We start from the raw sequence: 20,626 nt of genomic DNA on the forward strand, positions 1-20,626 counted from the left end.
CTCCCGCTCAGTCGCCGCTGACGTCGGCAAGGGCCGCATCGGCGCGCTTCAGGGCGGCGCGGATACGTTCAACCTGTTCGTCGGGCACGCGGTGAAACGGCGCCCGGCAGGGGCCGACCTGGCGGCCTTGGAGGTTGAAGCAGGCCTTGATGCCGGCAGGCCAGTTGTAGCGGCTGATCTGGCTGCAAACGTCCGTGACCGCGAAATGCATCTTCTGCGCCGTAGCGATGTCGCTGCGCTGGATCGCGTCCCACATCACTAGGCAATGCTGAGGCAGGATCGCTGCTGCCCCCGAGATCGAGCCACGCGCCCCAAGGGCTAGACCCGGATAGAGCAGCCAGTCGTGCGCCCACGTTACCGAGATCCTGTCGCCGATGGTCTCCAGCAGCTCGGTCAGCGTCTCGAGTGAGCCGCCGATACTTTCCTTCGTGCCGATCAGGCCGGTCTGTTCGAGATTATCCGACATGCGCTGCATCAGCGCCGGGGTCACGCCCGCGTTCACCAGCACGTTGTAGACCACGATGGGCATCCCCGACTCGCCGTGGATACGCGAATAGTAGTCGAACACCCCGTCATCGGAGCAGATCTGGTAGATCGGCGGCGTCACCATGACAGCCTGCGCACCCGCGTCGCGCGCGGCCTTCGCGCGCTTCACCGCCTCGCGCGACGAGGTGGTTATGATACCCGCCATGACAGGGATCTTGCCTGCAAGTTCCTCCTGGGCGGCGGCGACCATGTCGGCAATCTCCTCGGCGACGAGCGCGTGGCCCTCGCCGGTCGAGCCGCCGATGCAAACGCCGGTGACGCCCAGTTCGAGATTGTAGCGGATTTCCTTCCTGAACGCGTCGAGATCGAGTTCCTCGTTTTCGTTGAAGGGCGAGATTACCGGCGGAAAGATTCCGACGACGTCATCCTTGGTCAGCAGCCTTGTCATGCGATGTCCTCCTCATTTGACCGCAATGCTGACATTAAGTCCACAATGTGGTCAATTGGAAAACGCCTTCACGATCGCTTGCCGGTCCGGGCACGGGTCGCTAGCCTGCGCCCGCGTGCACAGCCAACGGTGCGCCGGCTGGCCAATCCGCGAAGACATGTCCGACAAGATAAAGATCCTGACCAAGATGACGGCGGTGCTCGACTGCTTCACGCCCGCGCGTCGACGTCTGACCGTCGCCGAGCTGGCTGAACGGACGGGGTTGCCCCGGCCGACCGTCCACCGCATCGTCGCGGCCCTGCGTGACGACGGCTTCATCGAACAGGACCGCAAGCGAGACCAGTACCGGCTGGGGATTAAACTGTTCCAGCTCGGCACCACGGTCCTGTCTAGCCTCGACCTCAGGCGTGACGCCGCCCCCGTGGTCGAGGAGTTGACCCGTGCCACGGGCCAGACCGTGCACCTGTCGATCTTCGACGGGCTTAACTCAACCGTAATCACCCGCTCGAGCCAGGGCAGGGCCGATACCAACACGCTCTACGTCCTCGACGCCTCGCCGGCTCATGCCACCGCATCGGGAAAGGTCGCGCTCGCCTACCAGGCCGCGCCCGCGATCGCGCGCTTTCTCGAAAACCCCCGCGCCCAGCTTACGCCAAACACAATCGTGGATGAATCCGCTCTGCTGGACGAGCTCTCCCGTATCCGCGACCGCGGCTATGGGCGCGACGACGAGGAACTGCGCTTCGGCACGAAATGCTTTGCCGGACCGATCCGTGGACCATCGGGCAAGGTCTTCGCGGCGATCAGCGTCAGCGGCGCCTCGGCCGATCTCGGCCCCGAGACCGAACCCGGCTATGCCAAGCTTGTGATCAGCGCGGGCGACCGTGTCTCGCGGCTCCTCGGACACGAGGAGTGACGCAAGACCTTTGAAGCTATCCAAAAATGCCACCCGCCTGCAAAGCCCCAGTCGCTCTGCGGATTCCCGTTACCGCATGATCCTGTCTAAAGGCTCTGTTATGCGAAGAGCGCGAAGCTGGGACCGCCCCTTTCCCCGGACGCACTTACCCCACGGGTCCTGAGAAGATCATGCCTGGCGAGGTGTAGCCATTCAGGGCGGCGGCACGAACCTCGAGTTCCGCGCCTGACGATCGAAGTCGCATGCCGTGGGCCTCTGCCCCGGGACCGTCACGCATACGCTCAGGAAAGTCGTGGCTCCGGCGAGACCTACCTGAGCGACAGGGTCTCGAGGGCGCGGCCGGTGATCGTGCTCTCCAGATCGCTCGTCGAAGCGAGTTGAACGCGCTGGGCGTCGATGTTGACGATGGCGACCAGCGCATTCTCCGCTTCCGCGTCCGGCAGGGCGACGAGCCGCAGGTACATGAGCCCGAGGGAGGGGATCCGGTAGGTTCCGATGAGCTGACGCCCGGCGGTGCCCCCGATCTCGATGTCTTCGAGGGTGATCTGCTTCGCTTCCGGGAAATCCTGGACCGCGAGGGGAAAGGCGTCCTGCGTGAGGAGACGGTCGAGAAGCGCGGTCCCGGCGCCGTCCTCCGCCTCCGGCAACGTCGCGGTGAGGATGTTGAGATTCTCGAGAAGGCGCATCCGGCCTTCCTCTCCGCCGAGGGCGAAGCTGATCTTCACGACGCCGCCGGAGGGGGCGCTGTCGATCAGCGTGAGGAACCTGTCCGAGACGGGAATATCGAGCGTGAACGGAACCGGGATGTCACGGCCCGTCGCCTCCGCCAGTGCGGCATCGGCGGTGAACGTCTCTTGCCGGAGCGTGTCGTCGCCCGCGAGGCTGGCGGGATCGAAGGTCGCCTCCTGCGCGATGGCCGCGGTGGTGACGAGGCAGGCCGCGAGGCCTGCGGCGAGGACGGTGGCGCGGAGTTGCATCGCGGGGAATGACCTTCGTTCAAATCGCTCGACCCTACGTTAATCCGGGGGGCGATTCGGCGCCAGTCTGCCGTCAGTCCGTGTCCGTGCCGTCTTCGGGGGCGTCTTCCGTCTGAGCATCGGGACCCGGGTCGAGGAATTCCAGCGTGCCCAGGGTCCACCCGCTATAGGTATCCGCGAACTGGTCATCGTTCGCCACCGGCATCATCGCCGGCCGGATGTTGGAGATCGCGACCAGCGCATCGGTGCCGTCCGGCTTCATGAGACCGACATGGCGGAACAGGATCTCCCCGGCCTGCGGCTCGGTGAAACGCCCCACCATCTGCACTGCATCGAACCCTTCGAATTCGGCGGGGCCGAACGCCAGGATCTCGGCATCCGGGAACACGTCCCTAAGGGCCGGAAAGCTGCGCAGGACGAGAAGGTTGGCGAGGGCGAACTGGCGCCCGTCCTCATCCTCCGCCTCGATCTGTGCTCCGGTGATCGACAGGCTTTCGATGAAGGCGCCATCCTCGGTCAGGAAATTGACCGCGAAGAGCCGGGCCGGTCCGGGGTCCTCCTGCACCACGACGCCCTCGGCCCTCGGCACCTCGAGCGCGAACGGCTGGTCCACGTCGAGATCGCTTATCGCGTCCGTGATCTCGGCCCGGTCGGTCTCGAGGAGCCCCATGGCGGACAGGAACTCCGGACGCGGCGGACGTTCCGTCTGCTGGGCGACGGCCGGGAGGGCGGCCGCGGAGACGGCGAGCACGGCGAAGAGCTGGCGAAGCGTGGTGTGTCTCATGCCGCGGAGCCTACCCGCGCGCAGGCCGGGGGCAAGAGCGCGCGGACGCGGCTCCCGGCCCTTCGCTGGCGGCATCAGCCGCACGTGACGCGCACCACCGTTCCCGCGCCGTCGGTGAAGAAGTTCACGCGGCGGGGCAGGTAATCCTGCGTCACTATGGCATCCGGCGGGATCACGCGGACCGGGCGCCCGGACACGCTGGACTCCGCCACGGTTGCCGGCTGACCTGTGAAGCTCCTGAACTCATCGATCTGGCAGGTATCCGGCTCCCGCGTTTCGAGGCCGCTGCGGGACTGGTCGATGCCGCTTCCCGTCGCCGGCGGCGTCGTGGGGTCGAAGGTCGATCCGGAAGGGGGCATGTCCGATCCCTCATCGATGATCGAAGATGTGCAGGCCCCGAGGATCGCGGTGGAAGCGATCACGATGGGTAGTGCGCAGCGTCTCATTCGTGCCTCGTCGTTGGTTGCTTTCAAGCGTCGTCTCAGCCATGCCTTAGCTAGAACGGCGGCAGAGGGAAACGAACATGAAAACACGCGCGGCAGTAGCATTGAAGGCCGGAGCACCGCTTGAAGTGATGACGGTCAACCTCGAAGGACCGCGGGACGGAGAAGTCCTCGTCGAGATCATGGCCACCGGGCTGTGTCACACGGACGAGTTCACCCGCTCAGGAGACGATCCTGAAGGGAATTTCCCCGCGATCCTCGGCCACGAGGGCGCCGGTATCGTGCGCGAGGTCGGACGCGGCGTCACCTCGGTGAAACCGGGCGACCACGTCATCCCGCTCTACACGCCCGAGTGCCGCGAATGTGAATACTGTCTGAACCCCAAGACGAACCTCTGCCAATCCGTCAGGACGACCCAGGGGCAGGGCCTGATGCCGGACGGAACGAGCCGCTTCACCACCGAAGACGGCGATCCGATCCTGCATTACATGGGCTGCTCCACCTTCTCGAACTTCACGGTGTTGCCGGAAATCGCGGTGGCGAAGGTCCGTGAGGACGCTCCGTTCGACAAGATCTGCTACATCGGGTGCGGCGTCACCACCGGCATCGGCGCAGTGGTCAACACCGCCAAGGTCGAGCCCGGCTCCAACTGCGTCGTGTTCGGCCTCGGCGGCATCGGTCTGAACGTGATCCAGGGTCTGCGGATGGTCGGCGCGAACAAGATCGTCGGCGTGGACCTGAACAACGACAAGAAGGAGATGGCCGAGCGCTTCGGCATGACGCACTTCGTCAATCCCAGCGAAGTCGAGGGCGATCTCGTTCCCTATCTCGTGGACCTCACCGGCGGCGGCGCCGACTACAGCTTCGAGTGCATCGGCAACACCAAGGTCATGCGCCAAGCGCTCGAATGTGCGCACAAGGGCTGGGGCGAGAGCATCATCATCGGCGTCGCCGGAGCGGGTCAGGAAATTTCCACCCGTCCGTTCCAGCTCGTCACCGGCCGGTCCTGGCGCGGTTCCGCCTTCGGCGGCGCGCGCGGCCGGACCGATGTGCCGAAGATCGTCGACTGGTACATGGACGGCAAGATCGAGATCGATCCGATGATCACGCACCACCTCAAGCTCGAGGAGATCAACAAGGGCTTCGAGCTGATGCACGCGGGCGAGTCGATCCGCTCGGTCGTGGTCTACTGATCGCAGGCATGACGCCTGCAACCGGCACCATCATCCTCGGGACGGGAGCGCGGAGGGCGGGTACGACCTGGCTCTACCGCGACCTGCCCGGGGGCGATTGCCGAGCGTCCCGGGCCTATCGCGTCCGGGACTCCTCTTCGCGTCCGAGGCCATCCTCATCGGCATCCAATAGCGGCGTACACGCATGCTGCGGCGACCGGTGCCCCGAGACGCTCGACCTCCCCACAGGATACAACGCCCCATGACAATGACCATCCGCCGCGCCGGGGACGCCGACAGGGCCGTCGTCTGGTCGCTCCTGAAGCCGGTGTTTCGCGCCGGGGATACCTACGCCATTGATCCCGAGATTACCGAGGCCGATGCGATGGCCTACTGGTTCGGCGGGCAAGTGGCGCTGGTGGCTGAACTGGACGGGGAGATCGTCGGAACGGCGTACCTTCGGCCGAATGCGGCGGGTGGCGGATCCCATGTCGCCAACGCGGGCTTCGTCACCTCCTCCGCCCACCGCGGGCAGGGTATCGCCCGGCGGCTGCTCGACCGCGTTCTCGCCGAGGCGACCGAGGCGGGCTATGCCGCGATGCAGTTCAACTTCGTCGTCGAGGCCAATGCCAGGGCCGTCACGCTGTGGACCATGAGCGGCTTCAGCGTGATCGGGCGCATTCCGCAAGGCTTCCGGCTGCCCGACGGGACCGTCTGCGACGCGCTCATTCTGCACAAGACGCTCTGACGCCCGCGCATCGGGTGCGAAAGAGCTTTCGCGGATGCGACGGGCGCGTTACGGGGGGCCATGGCCGAAGATAGACCCCTCCTCGCCGTCCTCATCGATGCGGACAACACCTCCCCCAAGCACGCGGGCGCGATCTTCGACGAGATCGCCACGCTCGGGGAGGCCAGCGTGCGCCGCTGCTACGGCGACTTCTCGAGCCAGCAGATGTCCGGCTGGAACCGGGTTCAGGCGGATCACGGCCTCGTCCCGCACCACTCTCCGGCCAACACGGTGGGCAAGAACAGCTCCGACATCAGCCTCGTGATCGACGCGATGGACCTGATGCATACCGGGCGCTTCGACGGCTTCGTCGTCGTGTCCTCGGACAGTGACTTCACCCGCCTCGCCAGCCGCATTCGCGAGCAGGGTCTCGACGTCTACGGCATCGGCCAGAAGAAGACGCCGGACGCGTTCCGAAAGGCTTGCCGCCGGTTCATCTTCCTCGAGAACATCGGCGCGCTGCCCGACACGCCGGACAAGCAGGAGCAGGCAAAGGCATCGGAGACGCGCCCGGCGACGGATGCGCGGGATCTGTTTCTGAGGGCGATGGATGGGATCGAGCAGGACGACGACTGGTATCAGCTCGGCCAGCTCGGCCAGTTCATCATGGCCGCAAATCCCGATTTCGACGTCCGGACCTACGGCAAGAAGAAGCTGTCCGACCTCGTTCAGGCGATCAAGCTCTTCGAAACGCGTCGCGGCACGAACAACCAGCTTCTCGTTCGCCGGATCGACTGAGAGCGGCGGTTCGGCCGGACGGGTCCTGCATCACGATAGGGGAGGCGGCTCGCTTGGCGCGCGTCAGCTCCCCTTTGCGGCGGTGCCGTAGCGAGCGAGGAACATCTCGACGGCGCCGTTGACCACCCGCTCCCGCTCCGCTTCGTCGAAGCCGGTGCAGAGCCCAGCCATCAGTCGCGAGAAGAGATCCGCCTTGCACAGCTCGATGAACTGGTCCGCGGCGAGGGAATGATCCTCCACCAGCAGTTCTCCCCGCTCCTCGGCCGCGGCGATGTATTCCATCAGGATTCCGCGGACGCGCTGCGGGCCCGAAGCGTAGAACTGGTTGCCGAGCTCCGGGAAGCGCTGGCACTCGGCGACGCAGGTCCGGAAGAGGTTGGCCCCGAAGGGGGACGTGAAGAAGGCGACGAGGCGGGTGGCCGCCAGCGTCAGCACTTCTCCCGGCGCGGCGGACAGGTCCACCTCGCACATCGCGTCCGCGGTCTGCATCTGGCATTCGCCGATGCCGATCTCGATGAACAGGAGGCGTTTGTCGGGGAAGTAGCTGTAGAGCGTCGCCTTGCTGACCCCGGCCTCCCGCGCGATGTCATCGACGCTCGCGCCCTCAAACCCGTCCCGCAGGAAGACCCGGCGCGCGCCGTCGATCACCTGATCGTACTTCCGGCCTCGTCTGATCTTTCCGGTGGGCGCGTTCATGAGGTCCTCCTTCTACCGGAAGATAGTGATCCGGAGCCCTGTTCGGCAAGGGTCAGCCTGCGGGTCGGACCTCGACCGTGACATCACGGCTCACGGCGGGGGCAGGGGACACGCTCTGGCTTTCGCCGTGCGGCCAAGTGAGGTGCGGCAGGCTGATCGTGAGCGGGCCGGCGCTGGCGGCGGAGGCGGCTCCGCCGAGGACGAGGGCGAGAACGAGGGGCTTGAGGGCTTTCATGGCAGGATCTCCTTTGACCGAAAACTAAACTCGACAGTTCAGATATACGTCGCGGCGATCCGTGCAAGGGGAGAAGTGAACCAATCGGTTTACCTTTTTGACGCACCCTCGGAGGGGCCGCGCTGGCGAGCCCTCCCCGCCCGTGCTACCGCCGGGTGCAGCCATGATCGCGATCTTCCTCCAGACGCTCCCGTTCTTCGGCCTCGTCGGTATCGGCTTTTTCGCCGGTCGGTCGGGGTTCTATTCCCGCGCCGCCAACGACGCGCTGACGCGGTTCGTCTTCTTCTTCGCGCTCCCGGCCATGCTCATCGGCTTCGCCGCGGACCTTCAGATCGGTGAGGTCTTCTCCTGGTCCTTCGTGGCTGCCTACCTGTTCGGCACGGCGCTGGTCTATGCTGCCGCCACGGGCGCCGCTGTGATGCGGCGGCGGGGCATGGCGGAGGCCGCCGTGGAATCGCAGATCGCGGTGATCGGAAATACCGGCTTTCTCGGCATCCCGATGCTGACGCTCCTCCTCGGCGAAGCCGCGATCGGGCCGCTCTTGATGATGCTGGCGGTGGACCTGCTGGTATTCGCGACGCTCTTCGTGATCCTGCTCAGTGCGAGCCGGGGCGGTGGGCTGACGCCGGCCGTCATCGGACGCGCGCTTCTCGAACCCTTCCGCAACCCGATGGTGGTCGCCATCGGCGTGGGCTTCATCCTCGCGGGGCTCCGCGTGCCCCTGCCGGATCCCGTGGCGGAGATCGTCCGCATCCTCGGGGCGGCGGCAACGCCCTGCGCGCTCTTCGTCATAGGCGGATCCCTGGCGCACAAAAGCGCGGAGCGGCTCAGCGTCGCCACCTGGCTCTCGGTCTGCAAGCTTCTGCTCCATCCCGCGGCGGTCGCTGTCATGGCGCTGGTCGTCTTCGAGGTCGATCGCTACGCGGCGGGCGTGATGATCTCCGCCGCCGCGCTGCCGGTCGCCGGCAACGTCTACATGCTCGCGCAGCACTACAAGGTCGCGCCAGCTCGTGCGTCCACGGCGATCCTCGTCTCCACCATCGCCTCGATTCTCACCATTCCTGCGATTGTCGCCCTCGCCGCGGCGGGCTGAGGCTTGCCCGGCAGGCGGACGGTCGTTACGCCGCGAAGGGTGATATCGGGATGGAGCGACGCGTAATGGAAACCTTGTCCGAGAACCGCAGCTTCGGCGGCTGCCAGGGGGTGTACCGGCACACGTCGGAGGCGACCGGAACCGAGATGACCTTCGGCCTCTACCAACCGCCGCAGGCGGAGTTCGGCAAGGTGCCGGTCCTGTGGTTTCTCTCCGGCCTGACCTGCACCCATGAAAACGCGATGACCAAGGCCGGCGCGCAGGCCTTCGCCGCCCGGCACGGCATTGCCGTCGTCTTTCCGGACACCTCGCCGCGCGGCGAGGGCGTGGCCGATGACGAGAGCTTCGACATGGGGCAGGGCGCGGGCTTCTACGTCGATGCGACCGAGGGGCCGTGGGCCGAGCATTTCCAGATGCGAACCTATGTCGCCGAGGAGCTGCCCCGTCTCGTGGTGGATCGCTTCCCGATCGAGAAGAACCGGCAGTCCATCACCGGGCACAGCATGGGCGGGCACGGCGCGCTGACCCTCGCGATGACGCTGGAGGACCGCTTCGCCTCCGTCTCCGCGTTCGCGCCGATGGCGCACACGACGCAGTCCGAATGGGGGCAGCGGCAGCTCGCCGCCTATCTCGGTGACGATCCGGCGGCCCACGCGAAGGCCGATGCGACGCTCCTGATGCGCGATGTCGGCTTCAACGGACCGGTGCTCGTCGACCAGGGGACGCAGGATCAGTTCCTCGACAAGCTGAAGCCGGAGGCGCTGGCCGAAGCGATCGCATCGAAGCGCCAGCACGGGACGTTCCGGATGCAGCCGGGCTACGACCATTCCTACTTCTTCGTCTCGTCCTTCATCGAGGATCACCTGGCCTTCCACGCCGCGGCCCTGCTGCCGTGACCATCTACGTGGACGGGGATGCCTGCCCCGTGAAAGCCGAATGCGAGCGGGCGGCCACGCGGCACGGGGCCGAGATGAAGATCGTCTGCAACGGCGGGCTCAGGCCGTCGGCCAATCCTCTGATCGAGGTGGTGTATGTGGATGAGGGGCTCGACGTCGCGGATCGCTGGATCTCTGAGCGCGCGGGGAAGGGCGATATCGTGGTGACCGCGGATATTCCGCTCGCATCCGATTGCGTGGCCCGCGGCGCGGCGGTCCTCAAGCCGGACGGCGAGGCGCTGACGGAGCGCAACATCGGCAACGTCCTCGCGACGCGGGACCTCATGACCGACCTGCGCTCGGCCGATCCCTTGCGGCAGGGGGGCGGGCGCCCGTTCTCCAAGGCGGACCGCGCGCGGTTCTCGGCGGCGCTCGATCAGGCGTTGCGGAAGGCGGCCGGGTAGGGCGATCGAAGACGGCCGAGGCCCGGCTGAACGGCCGGTCTGACTAGGGCCTGCCCCGCCTACCTCAGGAACACTTCCGCCCGCGCGGCTCGCCCCTCCGCGTCGATCACCGAGAGGGACAGGAACCCTGGGCCGGGCGCGTCGATCACGGTTTCCCGGCGGTGCTCCCCGGTCGCGACGGGCGCGCCGCCTGCCAGCCACGTGAAGGGCGGCGTCCCGTCACGCACCTTCAGAACCAGCAGTCCCTCTGCCTCGATTTCCGTTCCATCGCGCGGGAAAGACAGCTGCGGCGCGTCCGCCTCCGGCCCCCCTTCGGCTCCGAAGCGGCGAAGGGGCGCGGGAAGATCCGGTCCGAGAAGCACGGAGGACGGCGGCTGGGGCAGGGGGTCCGTCCGGGGTTTCAGGCGCCCGAACGCCTCGAACAGGATCGGCGCGGCGAGATCGCCGCCGAATGCGCCCGGCACCGGCGTTCCGTCCGGCCGCCCGAGCCAGACCCCGATCACGTGACGCCCGTCATATCCGATGGCCCAGGCGTCCCGGTGGCCGTAGCTCGTGCCGGTCTTGTAGGCGAGGCGGATGCGCGGGGCGGCCGGGGGCGGTGCGATGCCGGAGAGGATATGCCCCACCTGCCAGGCTGCGCCCTCGGGCAGCACCTCACGCCCCTGCGACGGCACGGCTGTACCGTAGCTCAGCGGCATCTCCCGTCCGCCGCGCCCCAGCGCCCCGTAGAGGCGCACTAGGTCCTCGAGCGAGAGCCCCACGCCGCCCAGGGCCACCGCAAGACCGGGCTCGCCGCCGGGCAGGCGAGGGGAGGCCCCGGCGCGGCGCAGATGCGCGAGGAGGCGAGCGGGGCCGACGGCTTCGGTCAGCGCAACGGCCGGAATGTTGAGCGAGAGCTGAAGGGCCTGCCGCACGCGGATCGTGCCGCGCCAGGCGCCGTCGAAATTGGTCGGGGCATAGCCGCCGGCGAAGGTGGTGGGGCGGTCCTCGATCAGCGTCTCGGGATGAGCGAGGCCGCGGGCGAAGGCGAGGCCGTAGATCAGCGGCTTCAGCGTCGACCCGGGGGAGCGGACGGCGCGCGTCATGTCCACCGCGCCGCCGCGGCGCACCGAGAGGTATCCGGCGGAACCGACGCTGGCGAGGACCTCGCCGGTACGATGATCGGCCACGAGGATTGCCGCGGACAGCCGGTCGCCCCCGTCCCGTGCGGCGCGCGTGGCGAGGGTCTCGAGGCGGGTCTGCAGGTCGAGGTCGAGGGAGGTGCGTATCGTCTGCGCCGATGGATCTTCGCCCCTGAGCCGATCCGCCAAATGCGGCGCATGGGCGGGGAAGGCGCGACGCCTTGTGGGCACGGGGCTTCGCATCGCCGCCTCCGCGGCCTCTGCGTTCAGCACACCCGCCCGGACCGCGTGCAGCAGGACCCGGTCTCGGGCGGCGCGCGCGGCAGCGGGATCGCGGTCCGGGCGGCGGGCCTCAGGGGATTGCGGCAGAGCGACGAGGAGCGCGGCCTCCGCCGGGGTCAGGCGGCGCGGCTCCTTGCCGAACCATGCCAGCGTCGCCGCGCGCACGCCTTCGAGGTTCCCGCCGAACGGCGCCCGGTCGAGATAGAGGCGCAGAACCTCGTCCTTGGACATTCGCCGCTCCAGGGCAAGCGCCACCCGGGCCTGCCTGATCTTGCCGGCCCACCGCCCCGTCCCGCTCTCCTCCAGAAGGCGCGCCGCCTGCATCGTCAGGGTCGAGCCGCCTGAGACCACGTGGCCCGCTTTAACGGCGGAGAGGGCCGCGCGGAGCATGGCGCGGGCATCGATGCCGGGGTGATCGCGGAACCGCCTGTCCTCGTAGGCGGTCAGCATCGCGATGTAGAGCGGATCGACGTCGGGCGCGCCGGCCCCCAGGCGCCAGCGCCCGTCCGCCACCGTATAGGCGCGCATCAGGCGGCCTTCGCGGTCCAGCACTTCCCGGGACAGCTCGGCCGTCAGGGGCGGCAGGACCGTACGATCCACCCAGCGATCGAGCCCGTCCCGCAGACCCGCCCCGAGGCCCAGCACGAGGGCGAGACCCGCAAGGCCAAGGGCGGCTTTCCTCACTCGGTCACCGTGACGGTTCCAACGCCGGTGCGCCCGCGGAACTCGGGCCGATACATGTCCTCGACCAGCGCGGCGGGGTGACGGTAGGTGCCGGGGGAGACGGCGCGGACGATGTAGGCGATGCGGAACGGATCGCCGGACCGCCAGTCCACCTGCGCGAGGAACCGATCCTCCCGGAACTCCGCATGCTGCGTCTCGGCAGGCTCCAGCCAGGGAAGTTCCCGGATGTCCCCACCGCGGAGGAGGTTCGGATTGTCGATCTCGAAGCCGGCGGGCAGCGGATCGTCGACCATCAGCCGCGCTTCCTGATCCCCGAAGGGCGTCACGGTCAGGACGGCGACGAGCCGCTCCCCCTGCGCCACGGTGGACGGATCGGCGGGCGCACCCTCGGTCGTGTAGTACTCCCGCTCGATCCGGTAGCCGGAGCCGCCCTCCGGCTCGTCCGCCTCCGGAACGCCGAAGGCCGTGAGCGTGATGTCCGTCTCGGTGCTGCCGCCATTCGTGACGGTCAGGGGGGAGCGGGCCGCGTCGTCCTCCAGCACCCGGACAAGGGCATCGCCCGCGGGGGAGCCGTTCACCTCGAGGCCGGAGGCGGCGACGGCATCGCCGACCGCCCGGGCGGCCAGGAGCGTCCACACGGCTTCCTGCGTCGATCGGGTCCGGCCCGGCGCCGTGACACGGGCAGCGAGGGCGTCCGTGTCGACCGCCTCGCTCCCGGCGCCGGCGGCAAGGGCGAGAACGCCGGCCGCGTCGCGCAGGCTTGTGCCGTAATCGCTCCGCCAGACCGCGCGCTCCGGCTCCTCTACCGGGTCCAGCATCGAGGCGGCGCGGGCGAACATTGCATCCGCGCGCTCCGGGTCGCCATACATCGCCAGCGCCGCGCCGATCTGGGCCGCGGCGAGGGGTGTCCCGAAGTCCCGCCCCTTTGCATCGGCATAGTAGCGCAGATCGCCGATGGCGGCCTTGCCCTCCCGCGCCAGGACCATGAGCGCATAGGCCAGATCGGCTCCGCCCTCGTTCGTGTCGGCGTCGAAATCGGGGGCGATGTTGACCTGGTTCTGAAGATTGTCGAGGGCGCGGGTGAAGGCTTCCTCCGGAACGTCGATCCCGCCAGCGCGGGCGCGGGAGAGAAAGTCCGTCGCATAGGCACCCAGCCAGAGATTGCCGTCCACCGGCTGCCACAGCCCGAAACCGCCGCTGGCGGATTGGCGGGCGAGGGTGCGCGTCACGGCCCTCTCGATCCGCTCCTGCACCGGCTCCTGCCCCGGCAGATCCAGCATCGACGCCATCTCGGAGAAGTAGAGCAGCGGCATGGCGGCGCTCACCACCTGCTCAGTGCAGCCGTAGGGGTATCGGCCGAGCGCCGTCAGAAGACCCGGCGCATCGAACCGGGCAACGGGACCCAGCGCGACGGTCGCGGTGCCGGTGCCGGGGACGAACCCGGCGAAGGCGTCGGCCCCGAGCGTCAGCGTCTGGCCGGGCGCGAGGGAGAGGCGGGTGCGGCGTGCGATCTCGGGATCGTTCACCTCGACCGGCAGGGTCAGCGGCTTGTCCAGCCAGGTCTCGGCGCCGGGTGGCAGGAGCGAGACCTCGATCGTCGCCAGACCCGGATCGCCGGCCGTCACCGGGATCTCGATCACGCGCGACTGCCCCTCGGCCAGCTCGACCTCACCGAAATCATCGGGCAGATCGAGCGACGCTCCCTCCGCCGTAACCCTGACCCGGGCGGTGCCTGTGGGCCCCTCCGCATGAGTGACCTCAAGCCGCAGGCGCGACGTGTCCCCCGGCGCCATGAAGCGGGGCAGGCCCGCATTCACCACCACCGGATCGCGCACCAGAACCTCGGCCTCGGCCGACCCCACACCCGACGCCGACCATACGACGGCCATCAGTTTCACCTGTCCGTTGAAGCTCGGCATGTCGAACGTCGCGCGGGCCGTGCCGTCCTCGCCGACTTCGACGGGGCCGGAGAAATAGGCGACCAGTTCCTCCTGCGGCGGTGGCGCCTGCATTCGCAGCTGCGCCATCGCATCGCCGCCGGATCGGAGCGCGCCCATCTCTCCCGTCCGCCCGTCGATCAGGCGGCCGTAGATGTCACGCAGGGCCACGCCGAGGCGCTGCTGCCCGAAATAGTACTCGCGCGGGTCCGGCGCCTCGAAGGAGGTGAGGTTCAGGATACCCTGGTCGACCGCGGCGATCGTGGCATAGGCGGTCTCGCCGGGGGCGACCCCCGTCACGCTCAGGGCAACGTCGAGTGGCGTCCGCGGGCGCGCCGTCTCCGGCGCCTCGATGGTTGCCGCGAGCGCACGGGATCCGGGATCGACGGAGGCGTGGGCAAGGCCGAGCGCGCGCACCGGATCGCGGCCTTCCGTTTCCGACACGCCCCGCACGAGGGACGCCGCGACATAGGCGCCGGCGCCCCATTCCTCCGTCACCGGAAGCTCGATGACGGTCTCTTCCCCGGCCTTCGCCGCGACGGTTTCCATCCCGACCAAACGGTTCGTCAGCACCGTCACGAGGGCGGTGCCGTCGAAGCGCGGCACGATGCGCAGGCGCGCGGTGTCGCCTTCGGCATAGCGCTCCCGGTCGAGCGAGACTTCGAGCATGTCCGGCGTCTCGGAGGCGTCGGCCGCGGCATACCACCCTGCGCTGAACTCCGCGGAGGCGGCGGCATAGGCCCCGTCCGTTCGCTCCACCACCAGCTCGTACTGCCCCCATTCGACGGGGGCATCTATGCCGGCAGGCTCCTCTCCGAGCGCGACCTGTCCGGTTGCGACCCGCACCCGGCGCGTCACCGGCTCCCAGGACCAGTCGCCGTATTCGGAATACCACTGGTACTGCGTTTCGAGGCGGTTCAGCGCCCACTCCGCCTGCATCGGAACCGGTGCGCCTTCGGGGCCGACCGCGATCACGTCGAACCCGGCGGGGCCACCCTCCGGGGCCGTCTCGTCGAAGCGCGTTCGGATGCCGATCACCGGCGCCTCGCGCTCGATGGGGGCCGTGATCCGTCGCTCGACCGGGCGCCCGGACCCTTCGGTCACGCGCACCGTCACCCGCGCTTCGAGCGGAAGCGGCGGCGGCACGAAATCGGGGAACTCGAGGGGGATCGCCACCGCCCCGTCCGCGCCCGTCCGGGCCGGCGCGAGGGAGGCCGCACGACCGGAGAAGCTGTCATCGGGCTGCCCGAAGACGTAGCCCGGCCAATCGTCCAGCGTCCGTCTCGCGGCGATGAGCACCTCGCCCTCGACGGACAGGTCCGCCCCCGGCGCACCGAACAGGTAGTCCGCCTGGACCCGGAGCGGCGGCCGCCCGTCCAGCGCGAGGGGCCCGTCCGGCAGGCTGGGCGTCACGTCGATCCGCTCGGGCAGGAAGTCCTCCACCAGCAGGGGTTGGCTCGCAAGGGACGGCCGATCCGGATCGACATGAATATCGAGCCGCCAGGTGCCGCGCGGCGCTGCCGCTGCGACGGGAAGATCGAAGACATGCCCGCCGGCGACACCGTCCGTGGAGGCGATGCGGGAGTACTCGACGCCGTCGGGCCGGATCAGGATCGCGGTGAGCGGCAGATCACGGACCGCGTCCGCCTGTCCGTCCCGGACGAGGGCCGTTGCATGCACCGTTTCGCCGGCGCGGTAGGCGCCCCGGTCCGTGGTCAGGAACACATCGAGGGGCCCCGGCGCGTCGCGCCCGGCGACGCCACGATCGGCGAGGTCGAATTCGGGATCGGTGAGGGAGAGGAACGCCATGTCCTCGGCCCCTCCGTCCGTCCTCGCCTCGGCCACGACGAGAGCCGGCGCCGCCCCGTCCCGGCCCTGCGACAGGCCCGGCGCAAAGACCGCGTGACCCGCGCCATCCGTCTCCGCCTCGCCGAGAACCCGGTTCGACCTGGAGACGAGCTGAACGGACAGCCCCTCCGCCGGTGTTCCCTCGGCCAGCGAGCGGGCGAAGACATGGGTGCCGTCCGTCCCCTCATATGTCGCCAATCCGATATCGGAGATGACGAACCATTGCGTCGCGGGCGGCGTATCGTAGGGATCGGCGCCCGGAACCTTTGCCTGCAGCGCATAGAGGCCGGCGGGCAGGGCGCCGATGGCCTCGCCCATGGGCAGCCGCGTGGTCACGTCCGCGTTCAGCTCCTCGCCCACCTCGCCCGTACCGGACCAGACCAAGTCGGAGAGGGTGCCTTGCAGCTCCTCCTCGTTCCACGGCTGGAGGTTGCGGCCGAACAGGTCGTCCACCATCAGTTCGCGCAGGTTGCGATCCGGAATGCTGTAGAGCGTCAGGTCAATTTCGGAGAGGTTGACCGTGACCACCGGCAGGCCCGGATCGCCTGTCTTCGGCAGCACGTAGGCCCGCCCCGGAAAGCGCACGCCGGGTGTCCTGTCCCGCACGTAGAGGGTGACCGTCGCGTCTTTGGCCATGGTCTGTCCGTCTTCGGCGGGAAGACCGGCGCGGAAGGTGATGCTGTAGCGTTCTCCGTGGGAGACGCCCTCGAGACACAGGTCCCGATCCTCGGCCTCGACCGTGACCGACGTGCCCGGAACCTGGACGTAGGGTTCGAAATCGACGCCCCGCGCGAGGGAGTCGGAGAAGGTGGCGCAGATCCGCGGCATGGCCGGATCGCTCTCGGCCCGCGTTTCGGTGATGCGGAAGCCGAACTGGCCTATGGCCTCGTTCAGGGCGGACTCGCGCGCCTCGTCGGGGGCGAGGTCTCCCGCCAGTCGACGGACCGGGATCGTGTCGCGCCCCCGGCCGGATTGCTCAAGCGCGTCTGCGAGGGTGTCGAGCGCCGCGGCGCCGAGGGAAGGCTCGTCCGAACGCAGGTAGGCGTTCAGCGCGGCGTTGATGGCTGTCCGGGCGTATTGCCGCGGATTGTCGTCTTCCTGCGCCGCAGCCAGGGCTGCCTTCGCATGGTCGAGCCAGAGATCGGCGCGATCGGTCCGCGCCGCCCCCTCGCCGGTCAGGGCAAGGGCGGCTGCGGTGTCGTTCCGGCTCCGCGCGTCGGCCGCCAGAGCGATCAGCTCGGGCACGTCTCGCTCTGTCGCGGGATAGCGGCGGGGCAGGGCGAGGGCCTCCTCCCGTGCCGCCTCCAGGTCGCTTCGGGGCAGATCGCCGAGATCCGACGCCCTGCGCTCCGCCAGCGCGATGGTGCCCGCGCCGGCCTCGACGAGCCGCGCGGAGAGCGCGCCCTCATAGGGCGCCCGCCCCTCCACCGATCGTTTCGGGAAGCACGAGTTCGAGCGCGTGTTGAAGGTGAAGGCGCCGCATTCGGCATCCGCCGCGCAGGCGCTCTGGCACGCCTCGAACGTGGTGTCGAAGATCGAACGCAGATCGCCGCCCGGAAAGTCCGTGCCCTCCTCGACCACAATGCGCCGCTCCGGGATCGGCGGCGCATCGGACGGTCCCTGCGCAAGGGCGCCCGTGGTCAGCGCGGCAAGTGCGAAGGTTGCAAGGATGGGGCGAAGCATGGCGGATCCTCCCATGATCCGGGCCGCGCCAGAAAGGCCGGGCGCCGCTCTCGGCGCGGAGGATCGCAAGTGCCGCGCCCGCTGGCAACGGTTTCCTCTGGGAACAGGGCCGCCGCACGTTCATCTTTCCGGCAAGTCCCCCCTGTCTGCCGGGCAGGGCTCCGGTCTCTCCGTGGACAGCTCCGGCCCGCGTTTCGGTCCTCGAGGACCCGGCCCCGAGACCTCCCGCGACGTCCCGGCGCCGCCCCGACCTTGCTTGTCCACCGGGCATCCCCTAAATCGTGCGGCATGGCGATCAGACCGATCCTCATCCACCCGGATCCCCGGCTCAAGAAGGTGACCGCGCCCGTCGCGGACATCACCGATGATCTGCGGACACTCGCGGACGACATGCTTGCGACGATGTACGATGCTCCCGGCATCGGCCTCGCCGCGCCGCAAATCGGCGTCATGACGCGGCTCATCGTGATGGACTGCGTCAAGGACGAGGGGGCCGCACCGCAGCCCACCGTGATGTTCAACCCCGAGATCGTGGCCAGGTCCGACGAGCGGCGCGTGCACGAGGAGGGGTGCCTGTCGATCCCGGAACAGTTCGCCGATGTCGAGCGTCCGGCCGCGGTGCAGGTGCGCTGGATGGACAGGGACGGCAAGGCTCAGGAGGCCGAGTTCGACGAACTCTGGTCCGTCTGTGTCCAGCACGAGATCGACCACCTCGACGGCAGGCTCTTCATCGACTACCTCAAGCCGCTGAAGCGCCAGATGATTACCCGCCGGATGCAAAAGCTGAAGCGGGAAATGGCCCGCGCCTGATGCCGCCGGAGCCTCGAATCCGGCCTTTGCGCCTCGGTTCTGCGGTGGTTGCCGTGGCCGGGGATCGCGGGCCGAACAACGCCGGACCGAAGGCCGGCGAGGTCGCCGGCTGGCGGGCGCATGTCGGCATTTTGTGCTCGCGCCGGGCTCGACCCGTGTACGGCAGGGCCTGTTTCGAAGCGATGATGTCGGGCGCGCCCGACCCCGTCACAATACTGGCAGGCACGATGCCCGCCGCCTCAATATGAAGGACAACGCATGATACTTCCCATTCTGAACCACCCCGATCCCCGTCTCGCCAAGGCCGCCCCCGAGAGCGGCGGCGTGACGAGCGATCTTCAGATCCTCGCCGCCGACCTTCTCGAGACCATGTATGCCGCGCCGGGCCGTGGCCTTGCCGCGACGCAGGTGGGCCGCGAGGCGCGCATGTTCGTGATGGACACGTCCGACTGGCAGGACGGCGGCCGCCGGCAGCCCTATGTCTGCATCGATCCCGAGATCACCGAGCAGGGGTCCGAGACGGCTTCCGAGGACGAGGGCTGCCTTTCCATTCCTGGCATCACCGCCTCCGTCGAGCGCCCCGAAACGGTCACGCTGGCCTGGACCGACCTCTCCGGCAATCGCCAGACCGAGGAGCTGTCCGGCGCGAAGGCCCGCGTTGCCCAGCACGAGATCGACCATCTCGACGGCAAGCTCATCCTCGACCGGATCGACCCGGCCGAGCGTGAACGCCTCGAAGCGGCCTCGGCCGAGTGAGCGTCCGGCCGATCCTGCGCTGGCCCGACCGGCGGCTCAGGACGGCCGCGGACCCTGTCGCCGGGGTGACGGACGAGATCCGGACTATCCTCGGCGACATGGTGGACACGATGGAGGCGATGCCGGGCGTCGGCCTCGCCGCGCCCCAGATCGGCGTCATGCTGCGCCTTGCGGTGGTGGACGCCTCCGAGGCGCGGGGCGAAGCGATCCGGATGATCAACCCCGAGATCCTCCATTCCTCCATCCAGCCCCGGACCCATGACGAGGCGAGCCCCTGCCTGCCCGGCGTTTCCGCCAAGGTGGAGCGGCCGCGGGCGGTCACGGTCCGCTTCCTGAACACGGCGGGGGAGATTGAGGAGCGCGACCTCGTCGGGCTCTGGTCGACCTCCATGCAGCACCAGATCGACCATCTGGACGGGAAGATGTATTTTGACCGTCTGAGCCGCACGAAGCGGCAGATGCTCCTCAAGCGCGCGGAGAAGCGGACGGCATGAGACTGATCTTCATGGGAACGCCCGACTTCTCGGTCCCTGCGCTCGATGCGCTGATCGAGGCGGGGCACGATATCGCCGCTGTCTACACCCAGCCGCCCCGCCCCGCGGGCCGCGGCAAGAAGGACCGTCCGACGCCGGTCCACCGCCGTGCCGAAGAGGCCGGCATCGAGGTGCGCCATCCGGTGTCCCTCAAGCCCGAAGAGGAGAAGGCGCGCTTCGCCGAGCTCGGCGCGGAGGTCGCGGTCGTGGTGGCCTATGGCCTGATCCTGCCGCGGGCGATCCTGGACGCGCCGGAGCGCGGCTGCCTCAACATTCATGCCTCGCTCCTGCCGCGCTGGCGCGGGGCGGCGCCCATCCAGCGCAGCGTGATGGCCGGGGACGATGCGACGGGTGTCTGCATCATGTGCATGGAAGCGGGGCTCGATACCGGCCCGGTCCTTCTGCGTCAGGAAACCCCCATTGGCCCGACCGATACGGCCGGCGACCTGCATGACCGGCTGGCCGGGATCGGCGCCACGGCGATCGTCGCGGCGCTCGACGGGCTGGCGGGCCTCACCCCGCTGCCGCAGCCCGAGGACGGCGTCACCTACGCGGCAAAGATCGACAAGTCCGAGGCGAAGATCGACTGGTCCCGCCCGGCCGAAGAGGTGGACCGGCAGATCCGCGGCCTGTCTCCCTTCCCCGGCGCCTGGACCGAGATCGAGGGAGAGCGCGTGAAGCTCCTGCGCTCCCGCGCGCATCAGGGTGACGGCGAACCGGGTCAGGTCATGGCGGGCTTCACGATTGCCTGCGGGACCGGGGCCGTGGAGGTTCTGGAGGTTCAGCGCGAAGGCCGGAAGCCGCTTGCCGCGGAGGAGGTCCTGCGCGGCCTCGTCCTGCCGGGACGGATCGGCTGAG

Annotated in this window: 19 protein-coding genes; 11 read left to right on the forward strand and 8 right to left on the reverse strand. The window is 68.7% G+C overall.

The window, feature by feature from the left end; translation table 11 throughout:
• Nucleotides 1-7: 7 nt before the first annotated feature.
• Entirely contained in the window at nt 8-934 is a 927-nt protein-coding gene (locus DQG15_RS10020) for a dihydrodipicolinate synthase family protein (RefSeq protein WP_116084935.1), read from the reverse strand.
• A 157-nt stretch (nt 935-1,091) separates the two neighbouring features.
• Here DQG15_RS10020 and DQG15_RS10025 point away from each other — a divergent pair, with 157 nt between their 5' ends.
• Nucleotides 1,092-1,850 carry an IclR family transcriptional regulator gene (locus DQG15_RS10025; protein WP_198665127.1) on the forward strand — a complete coding sequence of 253 codons (759 nt, stop codon included), beginning with the start codon at nt 1,092-1,094 and terminating at the stop codon, nt 1,848-1,850.
• 308 nt (nt 1,851-2,158) lie between these two features.
• Here the strand turns inward: DQG15_RS10025 and DQG15_RS10030 are convergent, their stop codons facing one another.
• From DQG15_RS10030 to DQG15_RS10040, 3 genes are all read right to left on the reverse strand, one after another.
• Nucleotides 2,159-2,827 (reverse strand): hypothetical protein, encoded by a 669-nt coding sequence (locus tag DQG15_RS10030; RefSeq protein ID WP_116084937.1) that lies wholly within the window; start codon nt 2,825-2,827, stop codon nt 2,159-2,161.
• A gap of 73 nt (nt 2,828-2,900) precedes the next feature.
• Entirely contained in the window at nt 2,901-3,611 is a 711-nt protein-coding gene (locus DQG15_RS10035; protein WP_116084938.1) for a hypothetical protein, read from the reverse strand.
• Nucleotides 3,612-3,685: 74 nt separating this feature from the next.
• Complete coding sequence (locus DQG15_RS10040; protein WP_157968964.1) at nt 3,686-4,057, reverse strand: I78 family peptidase inhibitor; 372 nt, start codon at nt 4,055-4,057, stop codon at nt 3,686-3,688.
• A gap of 77 nt (nt 4,058-4,134) precedes the next feature.
• Here DQG15_RS10040 and DQG15_RS10045 point away from each other — a divergent pair, with 77 nt between their 5' ends.
• The 3 genes from DQG15_RS10045 to DQG15_RS10055 all read left to right on the forward strand — a co-directional run bounded on the left by DQG15_RS10045 (nt 4,135) and on the right by DQG15_RS10055 (nt 6,751).
• The gene (locus DQG15_RS10045; protein WP_116084939.1) at nt 4,135-5,247 is read left to right on the forward strand and encodes an S-(hydroxymethyl)glutathione dehydrogenase/class III alcohol dehydrogenase; all 1,113 of its coding nucleotides are present in this window, start codon (nt 4,135-4,137) and stop codon (nt 5,245-5,247) included.
• A 241-nt stretch (nt 5,248-5,488) separates the two neighbouring features.
• Nucleotides 5,489-5,974 carry a GNAT family N-acetyltransferase gene (locus DQG15_RS10050; RefSeq protein ID WP_116084941.1) on the forward strand — a complete coding sequence of 162 codons (486 nt, stop codon included), beginning with the start codon at nt 5,489-5,491 and terminating at the stop codon, nt 5,972-5,974.
• A 60-nt stretch (nt 5,975-6,034) separates the two neighbouring features.
• On the forward strand, nt 6,035-6,751 hold the full coding sequence (locus DQG15_RS10055) for an NYN domain-containing protein (protein WP_116084942.1): 717 nt from the start codon (nt 6,035-6,037) through the stop codon (nt 6,749-6,751).
• A 63-nt stretch (nt 6,752-6,814) separates the two neighbouring features.
• On the opposite strand, the gene DQG15_RS10060 is transcribed toward DQG15_RS10055, so the two are convergent.
• Both DQG15_RS10060 and DQG15_RS10065 read right to left on the reverse strand, forming a co-directional pair.
• Nucleotides 6,815-7,447 (reverse strand): TetR/AcrR family transcriptional regulator, encoded by a 633-nt coding sequence (locus DQG15_RS10060; RefSeq protein WP_116084944.1) that lies wholly within the window; start codon nt 7,445-7,447, stop codon nt 6,815-6,817.
• 52 nt (nt 7,448-7,499) lie between these two features.
• Nucleotides 7,500-7,682 (reverse strand): hypothetical protein, encoded by a 183-nt coding sequence (locus DQG15_RS10065; protein WP_116084946.1) that lies wholly within the window; start codon nt 7,680-7,682, stop codon nt 7,500-7,502.
• Between the two features lie 163 nt (nt 7,683-7,845).
• Here DQG15_RS10065 and DQG15_RS10070 point away from each other — a divergent pair, with 163 nt between their 5' ends.
• From DQG15_RS10070 to DQG15_RS10080, 3 genes are all read left to right on the forward strand, one after another.
• The gene (locus tag DQG15_RS10070; protein ID WP_116084947.1) at nt 7,846-8,775 is read left to right on the forward strand and encodes an AEC family transporter; all 930 of its coding nucleotides are present in this window, start codon (nt 7,846-7,848) and stop codon (nt 8,773-8,775) included.
• A gap of 65 nt (nt 8,776-8,840) precedes the next feature.
• Entirely contained in the window at nt 8,841-9,671 is an 831-nt protein-coding gene (fghA, locus tag DQG15_RS10075; protein ID WP_116084949.1) for an S-formylglutathione hydrolase, read from the forward strand.
• Nucleotides 9,668-10,114: a YaiI/YqxD family protein gene (locus DQG15_RS10080; RefSeq protein WP_116084951.1), complete on the forward strand. Its 447-nt coding sequence runs from the start codon at nt 9,668-9,670 to the stop codon at nt 10,112-10,114. Before fghA ends, DQG15_RS10080 begins: the two co-directional genes overlap by 4 nt.
• A 59-nt stretch (nt 10,115-10,173) precedes the next feature.
• Here the strand turns inward: DQG15_RS10080 and pbpC are convergent, their stop codons facing one another.
• A complete protein-coding gene (gene pbpC / locus DQG15_RS10085; protein ID WP_116084952.1) occupies nt 10,174-12,201 on the reverse strand; it encodes a penicillin-binding protein 1C in 2,028 nt (675 codons plus the stop codon).
• Nucleotides 12,198-17,669 (reverse strand): alpha-2-macroglobulin family protein, encoded by a 5,472-nt coding sequence (locus DQG15_RS10090; RefSeq protein ID WP_116084954.1) that lies wholly within the window; start codon nt 17,667-17,669, stop codon nt 12,198-12,200. The genes pbpC and DQG15_RS10090 overlap by 4 nt, the downstream gene beginning before the upstream one ends.
• 288 nt (nt 17,670-17,957) lie before the next feature.
• On the opposite strand from DQG15_RS10090, the gene def (DQG15_RS10095) reads away from it, so the two are divergent.
• From def (DQG15_RS10095) to fmt, 4 genes are all read left to right on the forward strand, one after another.
• Nucleotides 17,958-18,479: a peptide deformylase gene (def, locus tag DQG15_RS10095; protein ID WP_116084955.1), complete on the forward strand. Its 522-nt coding sequence runs from the start codon at nt 17,958-17,960 to the stop codon at nt 18,477-18,479.
• A gap of 258 nt (nt 18,480-18,737) precedes the next feature.
• The gene (def, locus tag DQG15_RS10100; protein WP_116084957.1) at nt 18,738-19,235 is read left to right on the forward strand and encodes a peptide deformylase; all 498 of its coding nucleotides are present in this window, start codon (nt 18,738-18,740) and stop codon (nt 19,233-19,235) included.
• Nucleotides 19,232-19,729 carry a peptide deformylase gene (gene def / locus DQG15_RS10105; RefSeq protein WP_116084959.1) on the forward strand — a complete coding sequence of 166 codons (498 nt, stop codon included), beginning with the start codon at nt 19,232-19,234 and terminating at the stop codon, nt 19,727-19,729. The genes def (DQG15_RS10100) and def (DQG15_RS10105) overlap by 4 nt, the downstream gene beginning before the upstream one ends.
• The gene (gene fmt / locus DQG15_RS10110; RefSeq protein WP_116084961.1) at nt 19,726-20,625 is read left to right on the forward strand and encodes a methionyl-tRNA formyltransferase; all 900 of its coding nucleotides are present in this window, start codon (nt 19,726-19,728) and stop codon (nt 20,623-20,625) included. The genes def (DQG15_RS10105) and fmt overlap by 4 nt, the downstream gene beginning before the upstream one ends.
• The last annotated feature ends 1 nt before the right edge of the window (nt 20,626 follow it).

Origin of the sequence: Tropicimonas sp. IMCC34011 (assembly GCF_003390865.1) — a bacterium.
Classification (GTDB): Bacteria; Pseudomonadota; Alphaproteobacteria; order Rhodobacterales; family Rhodobacteraceae; genus Tropicimonas_B.